This window comes from Micromonospora sp. NPDC003241 (genome assembly GCF_053589795.1).
Map to the genome: position 1 here is coordinate 50,423 of NZ_JBSFSO010000031.1, position 13,961 is coordinate 64,383.

The following is a 13,961-nucleotide window of genomic DNA, read 5'->3' on the forward strand; positions in this document are numbered from 1 at the left end:
ATCTCGTGCAATCGGGGGCGAAAGGTTGTCGGCGTCCTTCTACGTCTATGTCGGAAAGGCCTCCAGAGTCAACTACGCGACAGGCAGGACCCACGGCGTCTGGGGTTGGCAAACCAGCGTCCTCGATCGCCGTAGCGGCGATGGCACCACCAATCGGGGTGTCGCCTCCCGAATACGGTCCGGCGACTACCTGATCCTTGGGTTCGGCGCACCCGGCGGCCCGAGGGTGGACCCGCATAGCTTCCTCGCACAGAACCTCACCGAGGTCCTGGTCACTGAGGTCACTTGTTCCCTGTACACGTCGGATTCAGTGGTGTGGGACGACAAGCCGTACCCCGAGCGGGTCGACCTTAAAGTGCTCGAAAGCCTAGAGGATGTGCCGGGACTGCGGCTCGGAAGAGCTGCGATGGAGGCTCTCCGGCTTTCCGGCACCAAGCAGGGAGCGCCGGTGCCGGGCGGCAGTATGGCGATCACAGCCTTTCAGGAGGAAGCCACCCACGGCCAGAGTGCAGAAATAGGGCTTGCCGATGATCTCGATGCCCTGGCCACCGCGAAACGGCGCCGTGAACAGCGACTCCTCCGCAGGTTGAAGTTCGGTACGCAGACCGAGGCGACATGTGACCTCTGCGGACGGAGGCTGCCGATACGTCTCGTGTCGGCCGCGCACATCAAGCGGCGCTCCGAGGCGACAAACAGCGAGCGCAGGAACCTCAGCAACATCATGGCGGCCTGTCTCCTTGGCTGCGACGCGCTTTTCGAGCATGGCCATATCTATGTGGACAACACCGGCGCTATCCGCATCAGCCAGGATGTGCGGGGCGAACTCCTCTCGGCGACGCATCACCTTTCGGGTCGACAGTGTGCGGCGTACGGGCCGCTATCACGCCCGTTCTTCGAAGCGCACGCCCGAAGACTTCCTCCCGATCGCCTGGACATTCGATGGCTTCCGGCGGCCCCGAAGTAGGCAATCCTGAGCGGGCGTCAGACGCACGCCCAGTCCGGCGGCGGCACGACAACGAGGTCGGGCGCGCTGTCGATCGGTGCGAGGGCGTAACCGATCCGCAGGTCTGCATCTCGATAGCACGAACGGGTCAGCTCGACAGCAGCCGACGCGGACACGGTGGCATGGGCTCGTGGCCGAGGCCACTGCCGTGCCGGTAGAGACAGCACCGGCAGAGTTGGCGCCGGCCGCGGCGTGACGTCCACGACCGCTCACCCGGCGGGGACGCGGGTGCGTTGGGTCCACACGACACAGACCAGCACGACCAGCGCAGCGAGGATCGACGCCGCGCTCACGGTCTCGGCGAGCAGCAGCGCGGACCAGAGCAGCGTGAGCACCGGCTGGGCCAGTTGGATCTGGCCGACCTGGGCGATGCCGCCTCGGGCCAGGCCCGCGTACCAGGCGAAGAAGCCCAGGAACATGGAGACCACGGTGAGATAGCCGAAGGCCGACCAGGCGGCGGCGTCGGCCGTCGGCGGGTGGACCACGGCGGCGACGACGGTGACGGGCAGGGTGACCGGCAGCGCGAGCAGCAGGGCCCAGCAGATGGTCCGGGCGCCGCCGAGTTCGCGGGCGAGCGCGCCGCCTTCGGCGTAGCCGAGGCCGCAGAGGACGACGGCGGCCAGGAGATAGAGGTCGGCCAGGGACAGGGCGCCGTGCACGGTACCGGTGGCGACGAGGAAGACGAGGACGGCGAGCAGTCCGGCGGCACCGGCGAGCCAGAACCGCCTCGGTGGACGTTCGCCGGCACGCAGCACGGCGAAGACGGCGGTCATGGCGGGCAGGACGGCGACGACGACGGCGCCGTGGGCGGCGGTCTGGGTGGTGAGGGCCAGCGAGGTGAACAGCGGGAACCCGACGACCACGCCGAGGGCGACGGTCGCCAGGCGTCGCCACTGGCGGCGGGTGGGTGGCCGGGCTGCGGTGAGTCGCAGGTACGCCCCGGCGAGCAGCGCGGCACCGACGGCTCGGCCGAAGGCGACGAACCACGGGTCGAGGTGCTGTACGGCGACGCGGGTCGCGGGCAGTGACAGGGAGAAGGCGAGGACGCCGAGCGCGCCGAGGGTGAGGCCGAGCGGCCGGTCCACTGCTATCGCCGTGCGGACAGTACCGCTACTCTGTGCTCTCATGGATCACGATAACGCATCCGCTCGCGTTGTCCTGGACCTGCGGCGGCTGGCGGCGGCTGCGGAGCCCGGTGCCCGGCTGCCGTCGGTGCGCGAGCTGACCGCCCGGCACCGCGCGTCGCCGGTCACCGTCGCCGAGGCGATCCGGCAGTTGGTGGGCGAAGGGCTGATCGAGGCGCGGTCCGGCCGGGGCACCTTCGTGGCCGCCCGGCCGGACGAGCCACCGGCACCCGACCTGTCCTGGCAGACGGTGGCGCTCGGCCCTCGCCCGGCCGGTGAGGAGGAGCTGCAAGCGTTACTGGCGATACCGCCGGATGGCGCGATCCCGTTGTCCGGTGGCTACCCGGGCGCGGAGTTGCAGCCGGCCGCCGCGCTCGGTGCCGCGCTCGCGCGCGCCGCCCGGCAGCCCGCCGCGTGGCAGCGCGGTCCGACCGAGGGGCGCGCGGACCTGCGGGCCTGGTTCGCCCGCGAGGCGGGCACCGGGTTGCGCGCCGAGGACATGGTGATCTGTCCGGGCGGGCAGGCCGCGTTGTCGACGGCGTTGCGGGCGCTCGCCGCGCCCGGCGACACCCTGCTGGTCGAGTCTCCGACCTACCTGGGTGCGTTGGCCGCCGCGCGGGCCGCCGGGCTGCGGGTGGTGCCGGTGCCCGCCGACACCGAGGGGGTACGCCCCGACCAGCTCGCCGCCGCCTTCGCCCGGACCGGCGCGCGGCTGTTCTACTGCCAGCCACTGCACGCCAACCCACACGGTGCCACGTTGGCGGCCGACCGGCGAACCTCGGTCGCCGAGGCGGTACGGGACGCGGGGGCGTTCCTGATCGAGGACGACTACGCCCGCGATCTCACGCTCGACGGGGTGGCCCCGGCACCGTTGGCCGCCGACGACCCGCACGGGCACGTCGTCTATCTGCGGTCGTTGACCAAGTCGGCCGCTCCCGGTCTGCGGGTCGCGGCGATCGGCGCACGGGGTCCGGCCGGTGCCCGGCTGCGCGCGGCCCGACTGCTGGACGATTTCTTCGTCGCCGGGCCGTTGCAGCAGGCGACCATCGAGGTCGTCACCGCGCCGGCCTGGGCGCGACACCGTCGGACGCTGCGGACCGCACTGCGTACCCGTCGCGAAGCGCTGCTGGCCGCGCTGCGTCGGCACCTGCCGGACCTGGCCGGGCAGCCCGTGCCGCGCGGCGGTCTGCACCTCTGGGTACGCCTGCCCGACGGCACCGACGACGTGGCGCTGGCCGCGACCGCAGCCGCCGAAGGGGTCGTCGTCTTCCCCGGCCGCCCCTGGTACGCGGCGGAACCACCGGCGCCGCACCTGCGCCTCACCTACGCCGCCGCCCCGCCGGAGGTGATGGACGAGGCCGTCCGCCGACTCGCCCGGGCGCTGCGCACGGTGGCGTGACCACCCTCCGGCATCGTGTCGTACGGCTCGACGAGAATCGTGCGATGGCCGCCTCCGCACCCCTGTCCGAGTCGTTGCACAGCCCGTCGTTCTGGGCTCGTTACACCTTCGCCCACGCGGACCGCGCGGGCGCCGACCGGCTCGGCGACCTGATCGACGACGACCTTGATGCCGAACCTGACGACGACGAGGACGGGGAGGACGACGACCCGGATGCGGAGTTCGAGGTGGGCGACGGTTGTCGCCTGCTGCTGACCGCCGACGTCGGGATCGACTTCCACAGTCTGGAGATCGTCGTGCCGGGCTCGGCCGAGCCGGCGGAGCTGGGTTGGGACGATCTGGCGCACTGGCACCCGTACGCGCTGCGCTGGTCGGAACTCGACCTGATCTGCCGGGCGATCGCCGCCCTCGACCCGGGCTCGCCGCATCCCGGGGCACCGCTGGCGCTGCTCTGCCGGTACGCCGCGGTCTTCGCCGACGACGACGTGGACGCGGCGGTCGCGGCGGTGGAGGCGGCGTACGCCTCGCTGCGCCCGGCGGGGTGGGACGGCTACTGGCCGCGTGGGACGGACTGGCTCGTCGGTGCGGACTTCCGTGGTCATGGCGTCGTCTGGCAGAGCGACGAGGCCGGCAATCGGTGGGCCGTCCAGGAGGACGGGCAGAAGCGCGACTTCTACAGCACCCGTGGGGCACCGGTAGCCGGTGGGTTTCCGCACGCCGAGCTGCGGACCCTGCTCGCCGCCGCCGCTGCCACCGTGGGGGCACACTGACTGCTCGCCCGTCCGGCCGTGGCCGCCGGCAACGGGGTGGTCACGAACGGCCGATACCATCGCCGGATGGATCTTCGCGGAACGATCAGCCCGGACCGTCCGTTGCTCGTCCTGGCCATCGCCGAGGAGGCCGTCTACCTCGATGCGCGCCTGCCGGTGCTGCTCACCGGGATGGGGAAGGTGAACGCGGCGGTCGCGGTGGCGGCGACGCTGGCCCGTGGCCCGCTGCCGTCTGCGGTGGTCAACCTCGGTACGGCCGGTGCGCTGCACCCCGACTGGACGGGCACCCACCAGGTCGGCAGTGTGCTCCAGCACGACCTGGACACGGAGTTCCTCCGCCGGTTGACCGGGCAGGCCGTCGGGGCGCCGCTGGCGCTGGGCGGCGACGGGCCGGTGCTGGCGACTGGCGACCGGTTCATCGCCGACGACGAGGCGCGCGCCGAACTGGCCGCACGCGCCCAGTTGGTGGACATGGAGGGCTACGCGGTGGCCTCGACGGCGCTGCGATTCGGCGTCCCGGTGCGGCTGGTCAAGCAGGTCAGTGACGAGGCCGGCGCCGGGGCGGACCGGACCTGGAAGGAGTCGGTGGACGACTGCGCGCGGCTGCTCGCCGGCTGGGTCCGGGACCACCTCTGACCGTGTCCCGGACCGTGCCGTGCGATCCTGCCCCTATCGTCGCTCCGATCGGGACGAGGTCGTCGACGGGTCGTCGTCGGCCGGTGGGGCGTCCTGGTCCTGCTCGGAGTAGCGCCACATCGATCGGGTGGCACCCCTGCGGCGGACCCCCGCCGGCCACGAGCGGGCCAGCACCGCGAGCACCAGCAGGACCAGTACGTTGAGGGCGAGCACCGCGCTGGTGAGCGGATCGGGCGGGGCACCGTGGTGGTGACCGGACGACGGGGCCACCGGTGGTGCGCCCGGCTCGGCCTCGCGGAGCGCGAGCGCCACGCCGACGGTGACGATCAGCGCGACCGCCGCGAGGCCCCACCGCCGGTGGCGCGATCTCATGAGACGCCGGCTCCGGTGAGTTCGCGGGGTGCGCAGGTGCAGGTCATCTCGTCCGCATCGTCCGGACCGGGGCGGCGGTGCAGGAACATGGCGACGACCATCGGCAGGAAGACGATGCCGTTGTAGAACAGGTGCAGCTCGACCCGGGGCACGATGAGCTGGGCGATGCTCACCGGACCCGCCTGGCCGAAGAAGGTGGTGCCGGACTGCACCTGGATGAGCAGCAGCAGGTGTTCGAAGTGGTGCCAGACCTGAATGCCCAGGGCGACGGTCCACCAGGTCTTGGCTGTGCCGGTGAAGCCGGGGCGCAGCGCGATGAACCCGGCCAGCATGATCAGCGCGTAGGCGTAGTGCATCCACTCCTCCGTGACCAGCCACGGGAACGGCATCCCGAGGACGCCCCGGGATTCGGCGGGGGTCCATCCCAGGCCCCAGATCTGGAACGCCTGGACGAGATGCTCGGCCCAGTGTGCGACCACGATGACGAGGAAGAGCAGCAGCGCCGGACGGTGGTACTGGGAGTTGAGCCGATTCATCGGAGTCCTCACTTCACGGGTTCTCGGAGGTCGGGGGTGGTTGACGAACAGACGACGCCAGGTGGACGAGATGACGACCCATCACCGTCGATGGTTGATCCCCGTTTTCGAAACCGAAGAATTGCTTTCTCTCCACGCCGGACCGCATCGCCCCGCCGCCAGCACGGCCGTCTTCGTCGTGGGTGAGGAAACACCCTCCCCCGCCGCATTCCTCGGCTGGATCGCCTCGGTCGAAACCCCTAGCACCATCGACTCCCTTCAGTGGAGGGTGCCGTATCGAGCCTCTGAGATTTAGCAAACTTGCGCTACCGAAAGCAAGGGACTGTCGGCTGCGGGCAACCGAAGTGACGCCTTCGTCGCGTGCTGGGCGGCACGCGACGCCGGACGAGCGCCGCCCCCTCGTCCAGCCGGACACGGAGGCGGCTCGCCGCTGTGGACAAGGTACTCGACAGTGCGGGGTGTCGTCTTCGCAAACGATCGTTCAGCGCTCGTATCTGCCGAGTTTCCCCTGGTCAGGACAGCTAGATTTTGGGTGCTGATAGTCGCATCTCGATGCTCAGGAGACTCCGTCCCACTTGCGCCGGCCGTCTCACCTGTGGGATAACCACCAGTGTGGAAGTTCCGCCGACGGACGGCGGCACCCACAGTGGACGGTCCCGTCAAGGTTGATTGTCATGGCTGCGGTGGTCGCTTTTCGCGTCCAGGACGCCACCGTTGTCTTCCGCTCAAGCGAACGCGACGCCAGCAGTTCCTCCGGTTTCTCGCTGCAGGTGGGCTGGCACTTGAGAACTGGGAGTGCGATGCCGATAGGTTTCCAGGGACGACCGATGTACCAAGCGGCACTTGTCGCGGTTCCTCTCGTCGCGATAACGCTGGGATTCGTCGTCCCGTCCGCCCCGAGTTCGGCGAGCGCCGAACCCTTTGCCCTCAGTGTCACTGCTATTCAGCCGGCCGTGGATCCAGTCCGGATGGTCCGCCAGGTCAATTCCTCCGTCGACCACATCGCGCCGTGGATCAGCTCCGTCGGCGCCGGCGCCGCCGTCGCCGATCTCGACGGTGACGCGTACGCCAACGAGGTCTGTCTGGTCGACCCACGATCGGATTCCGTCAGCGTGCACCAGATCGACCGGACCACGAAGACCAGCAGTCCCGTGGTGACGCTGCTCGACCAGAACGGGATCGCACCGGGCCCCGCCGGACAGCGGCTCGCCTACGACAGGGACACCCAGGCCCCGATGGGCTGTCGACTCGCCGACCTGGACGGGAACGGCTGGACGGACGCCCTGGTCTATTTCTGGGGACGCGGACCGGTCGCCTATCTGAACTCGGGCAGCATGACGTTCGCGCCGCACGAGGTGCTCGACGGGGGCGCCGACCTCGACTGGTACACGAACACCGCGGTCTTCAGCGACCTCAACGGCGACGGCGTCATGGACATCTTCATCGGCAACTACTTCGCCGACGGCGCCCAACTCCTCGACACCGGGTCGCCGAAGAGAGTCGACATGAACGACTCACTGTCCCGCGCGATGAACGGCGGGAAGAACTACGTGCTTCTCGGCCGGGGCGGATTCCCCGCCGTCTCGTACGAGCTCGTCGCGGACGCCTTCTCCGACGATCACTCGCGGGGCTGGACGTTGGCGGTGGCCGCCGCCGACATGAACGGCGACGCGTTGCCGGAGCTGTACGTCGCCAACGACTTCGGCCCCGACCGCTTCTTCGTCAACCGGTCGGTCGACGGCGAACTGAAGTTCGAGAACGTCGACGGCGGTAACAAGGGACTGCTCAACCCCCGGTCGACGATGATCGGCCGGGATTCCTTCAAGGGCATGGGCGTCACGATCGCCGACGTCGACCGGGACAACGAGTACGACGTCTACGTCAGCAACATCACCCACGAGTACGGCCTGTTCGAGAGCCAACTGCTCTTCCTCGGCGACGGCGTGAAGGACGACGGCGTACCCACCTTCCGGCCGGGTGCCGAGGCCCTCGGGCTCGCCCGCACCGCCTTCTCCTGGGACAACAAGGTCGGTGACCTCGACAACGACGGACGGGTCGAGCTGCTGCAGGCGACCGGCTTCGTGCGCGGCCCGGTGAACCGGTGGCCGGAGATCCAGGAACTCGCACTCTCCAACGACACGTTGATCGCCAACCCCCGCGCCTGGCCCGACCTGAGGGACGCGGACATCAGCGGTGCGGCGCCTCGGGTCGTCATGACACCGACAGACGACGGCCGGTACGCGAACGTCGCGGAATCCTCCGGCCTTGACGATGGGGGCGTGATGCGGGGCATCGCACTGGCCGACATCGACGGCGACGGCGACCTGGACTGGATCGAGGCGAACCAGTGGGCGGACGCCCGGCTGGTCGTGAACGACTGCGACGGCTGCGACGGGTTCGTCGGCCTGCGGATCCTGCGGAGCACCGAGCGCACCTCGACGGGTACGCCGCAGGTGCTCGCGGGTCTCCGGGCCACGCACGAGGTGCGGGGCGCGGCCGCCATGGGTGCCACGGCCACCGTCACCACGCCGAGCGGGGCGTCGTTCCGCTCCTATGTCGACGGCGGCAACGGGCACAGCGGGCAGAGCAGCACCGACGTCCACTTCGGCCTCGGCGACGACGCGGGTGACACGAACACCGTGGCACTGACCTGGCGAGACGCCACCGGGACGGTGCAGAACGCCGAGGTGCGGGTGGGTCGCGGCTGGCACACGGTGGTGCTGCCATGACCGGGACGTTGACGCTCCCCACGCCGACGGCGCCACCCCGTACCCGGCTTCGGGACCTGCCCGCGAAGATGCGGCCCACCGACCCGGCGAAGCTGCGACTCGCGGCGCTGCGTCGGTTCGCCGTCGCGATCATGGTCCTCAACATCGTCGGCCACCTGTTCCTCGGCTTCGAGCAGACCATCGCGCAGATGATCCTCGTGGTCCTGATGTGCTACGTCACCGAGATCGCGCTCGAGACGCTCGTGGCCCGGCGGGATGCGAGGCGGCCGGCGTACCTGGCGCGTACCGAGGCGCCCACCCGACGCGAGCGCGTCCTGTCGCTGGTGAACTTCCTCCTGCCGGCGCATATCAGCGGATTCGCGCTGGCGATGCTGCTGTTCATCAGCGACCGTCTCGACCTGTTCGTCGTCGCCGCGGTCGTCACGATCAGCAGCAAGTACATCTTCCGGGTCCGGACCGGGAAGGGCGACAAGCACTTCTTCAACCCCTCGAACTTCGGCATCACGGTGATGCTGGTGCTGTACGCCAGCACCGTCAGCATCGCGCCGCCGTACCAGTTCACCGAGAACCTCGGTCACTTCGGCGACATCGCACTCCCCGCCTTCCTCGCCTGCCTGGGCCTGTTCATCAACTTCATCTTCACCGGCAAGCTCCCGCTGATCTTCGCGTGGATCGGTGGCTTCACCGCCCAGGCGGCGATCCGCGCGGTGTTCACCGACGACACCTCCTTCCCCGCCGCGATGTCCCCGCTCACCGGGATGGCGCTGCTGCTCTTCACGCTTTACATGATCACCGACCCTGGGACGACGCCGAGGTCCACGTCCGGCCAGATCACGTTCGGCCTCTCGGTCGCCGCGGTCTACGGCGTGCTGATGCTCTTCCACGTGGCCTTCGGCGTCTTCTTCGCGCTCACGATCGTCAGTGCCTGCCGCGGCGCCGGTCTGTGGATCACGGCGCGGCGCGCGTCCCGTACCACGTCCGCCGAATACCGCATGGATGGAGGCGCGCCGAAGATCGCCACGAACCACGCGACGTAGCGGATCCCGAGTGCGTTCGTCGACACCTGGTCCTGGCGTTCACGCGCTGGTGGGCGGGCCGAAAGGAGAAACAGTGGAACTCGCAGAGACACTTCGAGAGACGGTCGCGATGTTGGTCATGGCCGAGCCCGACGAGATCGGCCTCGACACGTCCTTCGCTGAACTGGGGGTCGACTCGCTGGGTCGCCTCGAACTGATCGCCCACGTCGAACAACACCTCGGCAAGATCCTGCCGGAGAACCAGACCCCACAACTGGACACCATCAACGAGGTCGTCGAGTTCGCCGATTCCCTGGCGGCCGCATGACCGCCAGGACACCCGTGGTCACCGGTCTCGGCGTCGTCAGCGCCGCCGGCATCGGTGCCACGAACTTCTGGCAGGGCCTGCAACAGGGCACACCCCGATTCCGTACGGTGTCGCTGTTCCCGACCGACGACCTGCCGAACCACGTCGCGGGCGAGATCGGGCCCTGGACAACCGGCTTCGACACCGTCGACACCGACCGGCTCGACGGCGACCGCACGGCCACGTTCGCGCTCGCGGCGCTGGACCAGGCGATCGCCGATGCCCGGCTCGGCGACGTCCGGCCGGACCGCGTGCTGGTCGGGACGACCGTCGGGGACGTCGCCGATCACGAGCGGGCACGGCGCGAGGTCGTACGCAGCGGTGCCGGTCGGCCGGGGTCGCTGGACGTGGACGGGTCACTGCGTACCCGGATCGCGCGGCACCTCGGCGGGTCGGTACCGGTGGAGCTGTTCGTCACGGCGTGCGCCGCCGGCAACATGGCGCTGATCCGTGCCGCACAGCTCGTCGCCGACGGCTCCGCCGACGTCGTGGTGTGCGGCGGGGCCGAGGCGCTCTCGCGGATGGCCTTCACCGGCTTCTCGCGGATGCGCGGCATGGCGCAGGAGCGCTGTCGCCCGTTCAGCGACGCGCGGGACGGACTGCTGCTCGGCGAGGGCGCCGCCGTCCTGGTCGTGGAGTCGGCCGCGCACGCCGCCGCCCGTGGCGTACCGGTGCGCGCGACGATCACCGGTTACGGCCTCACGTGCGACGCGAAGCACCCGGCGGCACCGGACCTGTCCGGCGACGGTGTGGCCCGGGCGATGCGATCCGCGATAGCCGGCGCGGACCCCTCCGACGTCGCGTACGTCTGCGCCCACGGCACCGGCACACCGCAGAACGACGCCGCCGAAGCGGCCGCCTACCGCAAGGTATTCACCGGGTTCCACCCGCCGATCAGCTCCATCAAGGCACTCATCGGGCACTCCCTCGGCGCCGCCAGCGCGATCGAGGCGGTCGCCTGCGCGCTCGTGCTCGCGCACCAGCGGACGATCCCGCAGTGGGGTCTCGACGACGCCGGCACCTCGCTCGGTGTCCGGCCGGCGACCGGCGGTCAGGACGACGCGTCCCGGATCGACCTGGTGCTGAACAACGCGTTCGCCTTCGGCGGCAACAACACCTGTGTCGGCCTACGGCGGCCCGCGTACGAGGAGGCCACCGCATGACGAACGAGATCCACTGTGCCACGGCGGCGGTCGCCGCCACCTTCGACCTCGGCCGGTTCGCACCGCTCACCGCTGCCCCGGCGCCGTCGGCCGACCTGCCCGCCCTCGTCCGCCGATACCGGTCGGCGCGTTCCGCCGTCGTGGTCCAGGCCCTGCAGACGTGGCTCGACCGTGCCGGAGCCGAGCTGCCCGCCCCCGAACGTCGCGGCATCGCCCTCGGCACCGAGACCGGCGCGGGCCCGGACATCGACGCGTTCCTCGACGAGTCGATCCGCCGGGGTGACCACCTCGTCAACCCGGCGCTCTTCCCGATGACCGTGCACAACGCCGCCGCCGGCAACGCGGCGATCGCCGCCCAGTGCCGTGGCCCGAGCGTGGTGGTGAGCGCGGGTACCGACTCGGTGTGGTCGGCGCTCGACACGGCCCGCGCGCTGCTCGTCGACGGCAGCGCCGACATCGTGTTCGTCGGCGGCTTCGAGTCGCAGCGGCTCTCGGACGGCGGCACCGGCACCGTCGCCGCCTTCATCGCTCTCAGCACGGACCCGGCCGCCCTCGGGGACAGTCACCTGGCGCCGCTGACCGCGCAGTTGCACCGGGCCGGCGTCGCGGCGGGACCGGCGGCGGCGCGGCCGGGCCCGCCCGAGGGGGGCGACGGTGGCGGTGTGGCGGCCCTGGTCGGGTTCGCGAACACGTTCGCCCCGCAGCCCGTCGCGGCAGGCACGGCGGGGGACGTCGCGGGCACGGCGGACGGAGTCGTCGGTGTCTCGGACGCGGTCGCGGCCGGGGCGGTCGCGCGATGACGGCCCCACCGGCGGTCGAGACGGACGCGACGACCGTGGGCCGGACGACGCGGGCGACCACGTTCCTCGTCGGCGCCAGCGGCGACATCGGGCGAGCGGTGGCCACCACCCTCGTCGACGCCGGCCACCGTCTCGCGCTCACCTGCCACGCGAACGAGGAGGCGATGCGCGAGCTGCTGGCCCACGCCGACAAGGCGGGCCTGGACAGCGTCGGCAGCCGGTGCGACACGCGGAGCCCGAGCGCCGTCCGCGCGACCTACGAACGCTTCGTCGAAGCGCTCGGGCCGCCGGGCGTCCTCGTCTACTGCGCCGGGATCCGACGCGACCGGCCGCTGTTGCAGATGGCCGACGAGGACTGGGCCGACGTCCTCGACACCAATCTGCGGGGCGCGATGCAGTTCGTCCGGCTGGCCGGGGCGGACATGGTCCGCGCCGGGTTCGGCCGGATCATCCTGATCTCGTCCGTCTCCGGGCGGGCCGGCGTGGCGGGCCAGGCGAATTACGGCGCGAGCAAGGGCGGCATGGAGGCGATGATCCGTGCGTTGACCCGCGAGTTCGGGCAGTTCGGCGTCACCATCAACGGCGTCGCGCCGGGTCTGGTGGAGTCCGCCATGACCGCCGACCTGCCGTCCGCCGTCAAGCGCGCCTATCTGAGCCGGATCCCGCTGCGGCGCTTCGCGGAGCCGGAGGACATCGCCCCGCTGGTGAGCTTTCTCGTCTCGGACGGCGCTCGATACATCACCGGGCAGACCTTCGTGGTCGACGGTGGGCTGACCGCATAGGAGGCGCGGATGACCAGGCCAGTGGTGATCACGGGACTCGGCGTCGTCAGCGCCGGTGGCATCGGCATCGAGCAGACCTGGCGGACCATCGAGACCGACCCGCCCTGCGCCGAGCTGGTCGAGCTGCCCTCCGCGCGTCCGGAGGACGGCAAGTTCAAGGTCTTCATGGCCCCGGACTACCGCCTCGCGGACGTCACCGAGACGTACGTCGACGGCGCCCAACTCGAACGCGAGGGCATCGACCGGCAACGCGACATCAAACACCTGGTCGCCGCGGCCGGGCTCGCCATCGACGACGCCGGTCTGCGGTCCTTCTCCGACCTCGACCTGCGGGAGGTCGGGCTGGTGGTGGCCGACGAGCACCCGGGCGTCGAGCGTCTGGCCCGGACGCTGTACGGGGCGGTGGCGGACGAGGCCACGGCGCAGGCCGACTACACCGACCTGTCGGAGCAGATCTTCGCGCTGAACACGTTCCTCGCGCCCTACCTCGTCGCTCGCGCGCTGCACATCGGCGGCGAGTGCGGCTTCGTCAACTCCGCGTGCGCGTCCGGCCTCACCGCGATCGACAACGCCGCCACCCAGATCCGGCTGGGCCGCACCCCACTGGCCATCGCGGTGGCCTCCGACGACCCGCTCAGCTCGGGCAAGTTCCGGTGGTTCGCCGACATGCACCTCTACGCGACGGACGGTGTCCCCCGGCCGTTCGACCCGGCGGCCTCCGGCACCGTCTTCGGCGACGGCGGCGCCGCGGTCGTCCTGGAGGACGAGGAGCACGCCCGACGCCGTGGTGCCCGGATCTACGGTCGCCTGCGCGGTGCCGGGTTCACGCAGGACGGGTGGCGGGTCAGCGCGCCCAACCCCGCGAGCGCCAACCAGGAGCGGTCCATCCGGCGGGCGCTGCGCGAGGCGGCCCTCGACCCGGAGCACGTCGACGTGGTCGTGCCGCACGGCACCGGGATCCGGATGATCGACACCTACGAGGCCAGGACGATCCGGCGACTCTGGCCGGACCGAGACCGGCAACCGGTGTGCCTCCCGCTCAAGCCGTACGTCGGGCACAACCTCGGCGGGTCGTCGCTGCTGGAGACGGCCCTGCTGCTCAAGGCGATGGCGGAGCGGCGGGTACCCGGGACGCCCGGCGCCGGGTCCGCCCACGGCCTCGACCTCCCCACCGCCTGGGAGTCGAGACACATCCGGTACGCCGTCAAGTCCGCCGTCGGTTTCGGCGGGTTCTACGGTGCGATCGTCCTGGAGTCGATCTGAC

At 70.8% G+C, this 13,961-nt stretch carries 14 protein-coding genes; 11 read left to right on the top strand and 3 right to left on the bottom strand.

What is annotated here, in order from left to right:
• Positions 1-25 precede the first annotated feature (25 nt).
• Positions 26-964 (top strand): hypothetical protein, encoded by a 939-nt coding sequence (locus ACWDVW_RS22580; protein ID WP_449952077.1) that lies wholly within the window; start codon positions 26-28, stop codon positions 962-964.
• A gap of 248 nt (positions 965-1,212) precedes the next feature.
• Here ACWDVW_RS22580 and ACWDVW_RS22585 read toward each other — a convergent pair whose 3' ends face one another.
• The gene (locus ACWDVW_RS22585; protein ID WP_449952080.1) at positions 1,213-2,130 is read right to left on the bottom strand and encodes a DMT family transporter; all 918 of its coding nucleotides are present in this window, start codon (positions 2,128-2,130) and stop codon (positions 1,213-1,215) included.
• Between ACWDVW_RS22585 and ACWDVW_RS22590 the strand changes: the two genes are divergently transcribed.
• From ACWDVW_RS22590 to ACWDVW_RS22600, 3 genes are all read left to right on the top strand, one after another.
• The gene (locus ACWDVW_RS22590; RefSeq protein ID WP_449952083.1) at positions 2,129-3,526 is read left to right on the top strand and encodes an aminotransferase-like domain-containing protein; all 1,398 of its coding nucleotides are present in this window, start codon (positions 2,129-2,131) and stop codon (positions 3,524-3,526) included. The genes ACWDVW_RS22585 and ACWDVW_RS22590 overlap by 2 nt on opposite strands.
• Positions 3,527-3,570: 44 nt before the next feature.
• Positions 3,571-4,296 carry a hypothetical protein gene (locus ACWDVW_RS22595; protein ID WP_449952085.1) on the top strand — a complete coding sequence of 242 codons (726 nt, stop codon included), beginning with the start codon at positions 3,571-3,573 and terminating at the stop codon, positions 4,294-4,296.
• Between the two features lie 66 nt (positions 4,297-4,362).
• Positions 4,363-4,932 carry a nucleosidase gene (locus ACWDVW_RS22600; protein WP_449952088.1) on the top strand — a complete coding sequence of 190 codons (570 nt, stop codon included), beginning with the start codon at positions 4,363-4,365 and terminating at the stop codon, positions 4,930-4,932.
• A gap of 33 nt (positions 4,933-4,965) precedes the next feature.
• Here ACWDVW_RS22600 and ACWDVW_RS22605 read toward each other — a convergent pair whose 3' ends face one another.
• Both ACWDVW_RS22605 and ACWDVW_RS22610 read right to left on the bottom strand, forming a co-directional pair.
• A complete protein-coding gene (locus tag ACWDVW_RS22605) occupies positions 4,966-5,304 on the bottom strand; it encodes a hypothetical protein (protein ID WP_449952091.1) in 339 nt (112 codons plus the stop codon).
• Entirely contained in the window at positions 5,301-5,840 is a 540-nt protein-coding gene (locus ACWDVW_RS22610) for a hypothetical protein (RefSeq protein ID WP_449952094.1), read from the bottom strand. The genes ACWDVW_RS22605 and ACWDVW_RS22610 overlap by 4 nt, the downstream gene beginning before the upstream one ends.
• Before the next feature lie 953 nt (positions 5,841-6,793).
• On the opposite strand from ACWDVW_RS22610, the gene ACWDVW_RS22615 reads away from it, so the two are divergent.
• The 7 genes from ACWDVW_RS22615 (at position 6,794) to ACWDVW_RS22645 (ending at position 13,960) form a co-directional block, all read left to right on the top strand.
• Positions 6,794-8,569, top strand: coding sequence for a CRTAC1 family protein (locus ACWDVW_RS22615; protein ID WP_449952096.1), 1,776 nt, complete (start codon positions 6,794-6,796; stop codon positions 8,567-8,569).
• Positions 8,566-9,606: an enediyne biosynthesis protein UnbU gene (locus ACWDVW_RS22620; protein ID WP_449952099.1), complete on the top strand. Its 1,041-nt coding sequence runs from the start codon at positions 8,566-8,568 to the stop codon at positions 9,604-9,606. The genes ACWDVW_RS22615 and ACWDVW_RS22620 overlap by 4 nt, the downstream gene beginning before the upstream one ends.
• 73 nt (positions 9,607-9,679) lie before the next feature.
• Complete coding sequence (locus ACWDVW_RS22625; protein WP_396750699.1) at positions 9,680-9,913, top strand: acyl carrier protein; 234 nt, start codon at positions 9,680-9,682, stop codon at positions 9,911-9,913.
• Positions 9,910-11,115, top strand: a complete 1,206-nt coding sequence (locus ACWDVW_RS22630) for a beta-ketoacyl-[acyl-carrier-protein] synthase family protein (protein WP_449952102.1) — start codon at positions 9,910-9,912, stop codon at positions 11,113-11,115. Before ACWDVW_RS22625 ends, ACWDVW_RS22630 begins: the two co-directional genes overlap by 4 nt.
• Positions 11,112-11,915, top strand: coding sequence for a beta-ketoacyl synthase chain length factor (locus ACWDVW_RS22635; RefSeq protein WP_449952104.1), 804 nt, complete (start codon positions 11,112-11,114; stop codon positions 11,913-11,915). The genes ACWDVW_RS22630 and ACWDVW_RS22635 overlap by 4 nt, the downstream gene beginning before the upstream one ends.
• Positions 11,912-12,697, top strand: a complete 786-nt coding sequence (gene fabG, locus ACWDVW_RS22640) for a 3-oxoacyl-ACP reductase FabG (RefSeq protein WP_449952107.1) — start codon at positions 11,912-11,914, stop codon at positions 12,695-12,697. Before ACWDVW_RS22635 ends, fabG begins: the two co-directional genes overlap by 4 nt.
• A 9-nt stretch (positions 12,698-12,706) precedes the next feature.
• Positions 12,707-13,960, top strand: coding sequence for a beta-ketoacyl-[acyl-carrier-protein] synthase family protein (locus ACWDVW_RS22645; protein WP_449952110.1), 1,254 nt, complete (start codon positions 12,707-12,709; stop codon positions 13,958-13,960).
• Position 13,961: the final 1 nt, after the last annotated feature.

What these genes read in the sequence shown, in the direction of transcription:
- ACWDVW_RS22590 (WP_449952083.1), top strand. Translation starts at nt 2,129, where the DNA reads ATGGATCACGATAACGCATCCGCTCGCGTTGTCCTGGACCTGCGGCGG.
- ACWDVW_RS22585 (WP_449952080.1), bottom strand. Translation starts at nt 2,130, where the DNA reads ATGAGAGCACAGAGTAGCGGTACTGTCCGCACGGCGATAGCAGTGGAC.
- ACWDVW_RS22595 (WP_449952085.1), top strand. Translation starts at nt 3,571, where the DNA reads ATGGCCGCCTCCGCACCCCTGTCCGAGTCGTTGCACAGCCCGTCGTTC.
- ACWDVW_RS22600 (WP_449952088.1), top strand. Translation starts at nt 4,363, where the DNA reads ATGGATCTTCGCGGAACGATCAGCCCGGACCGTCCGTTGCTCGTCCTG.
- ACWDVW_RS22605 (WP_449952091.1), bottom strand. Translation starts at nt 5,304, where the DNA reads ATGAGATCGCGCCACCGGCGGTGGGGCCTCGCGGCGGTCGCGCTGATC.
- ACWDVW_RS22610 (WP_449952094.1), bottom strand. Translation starts at nt 5,840, where the DNA reads ATGAATCGGCTCAACTCCCAGTACCACCGTCCGGCGCTGCTGCTCTTC.
- ACWDVW_RS22620 (WP_449952099.1), top strand. Translation starts at nt 8,566, where the DNA reads ATGACCGGGACGTTGACGCTCCCCACGCCGACGGCGCCACCCCGTACC.
- ACWDVW_RS22630 (WP_449952102.1), top strand. Translation starts at nt 9,910, where the DNA reads ATGACCGCCAGGACACCCGTGGTCACCGGTCTCGGCGTCGTCAGCGCC.
- ACWDVW_RS22635 (WP_449952104.1), top strand. Translation starts at nt 11,112, where the DNA reads ATGACGAACGAGATCCACTGTGCCACGGCGGCGGTCGCCGCCACCTTC.
- fabG (WP_449952107.1), top strand. Translation starts at nt 11,912, where the DNA reads ATGACGGCCCCACCGGCGGTCGAGACGGACGCGACGACCGTGGGCCGG.
- ACWDVW_RS22645 (WP_449952110.1), top strand. Translation starts at nt 12,707, where the DNA reads ATGACCAGGCCAGTGGTGATCACGGGACTCGGCGTCGTCAGCGCCGGT.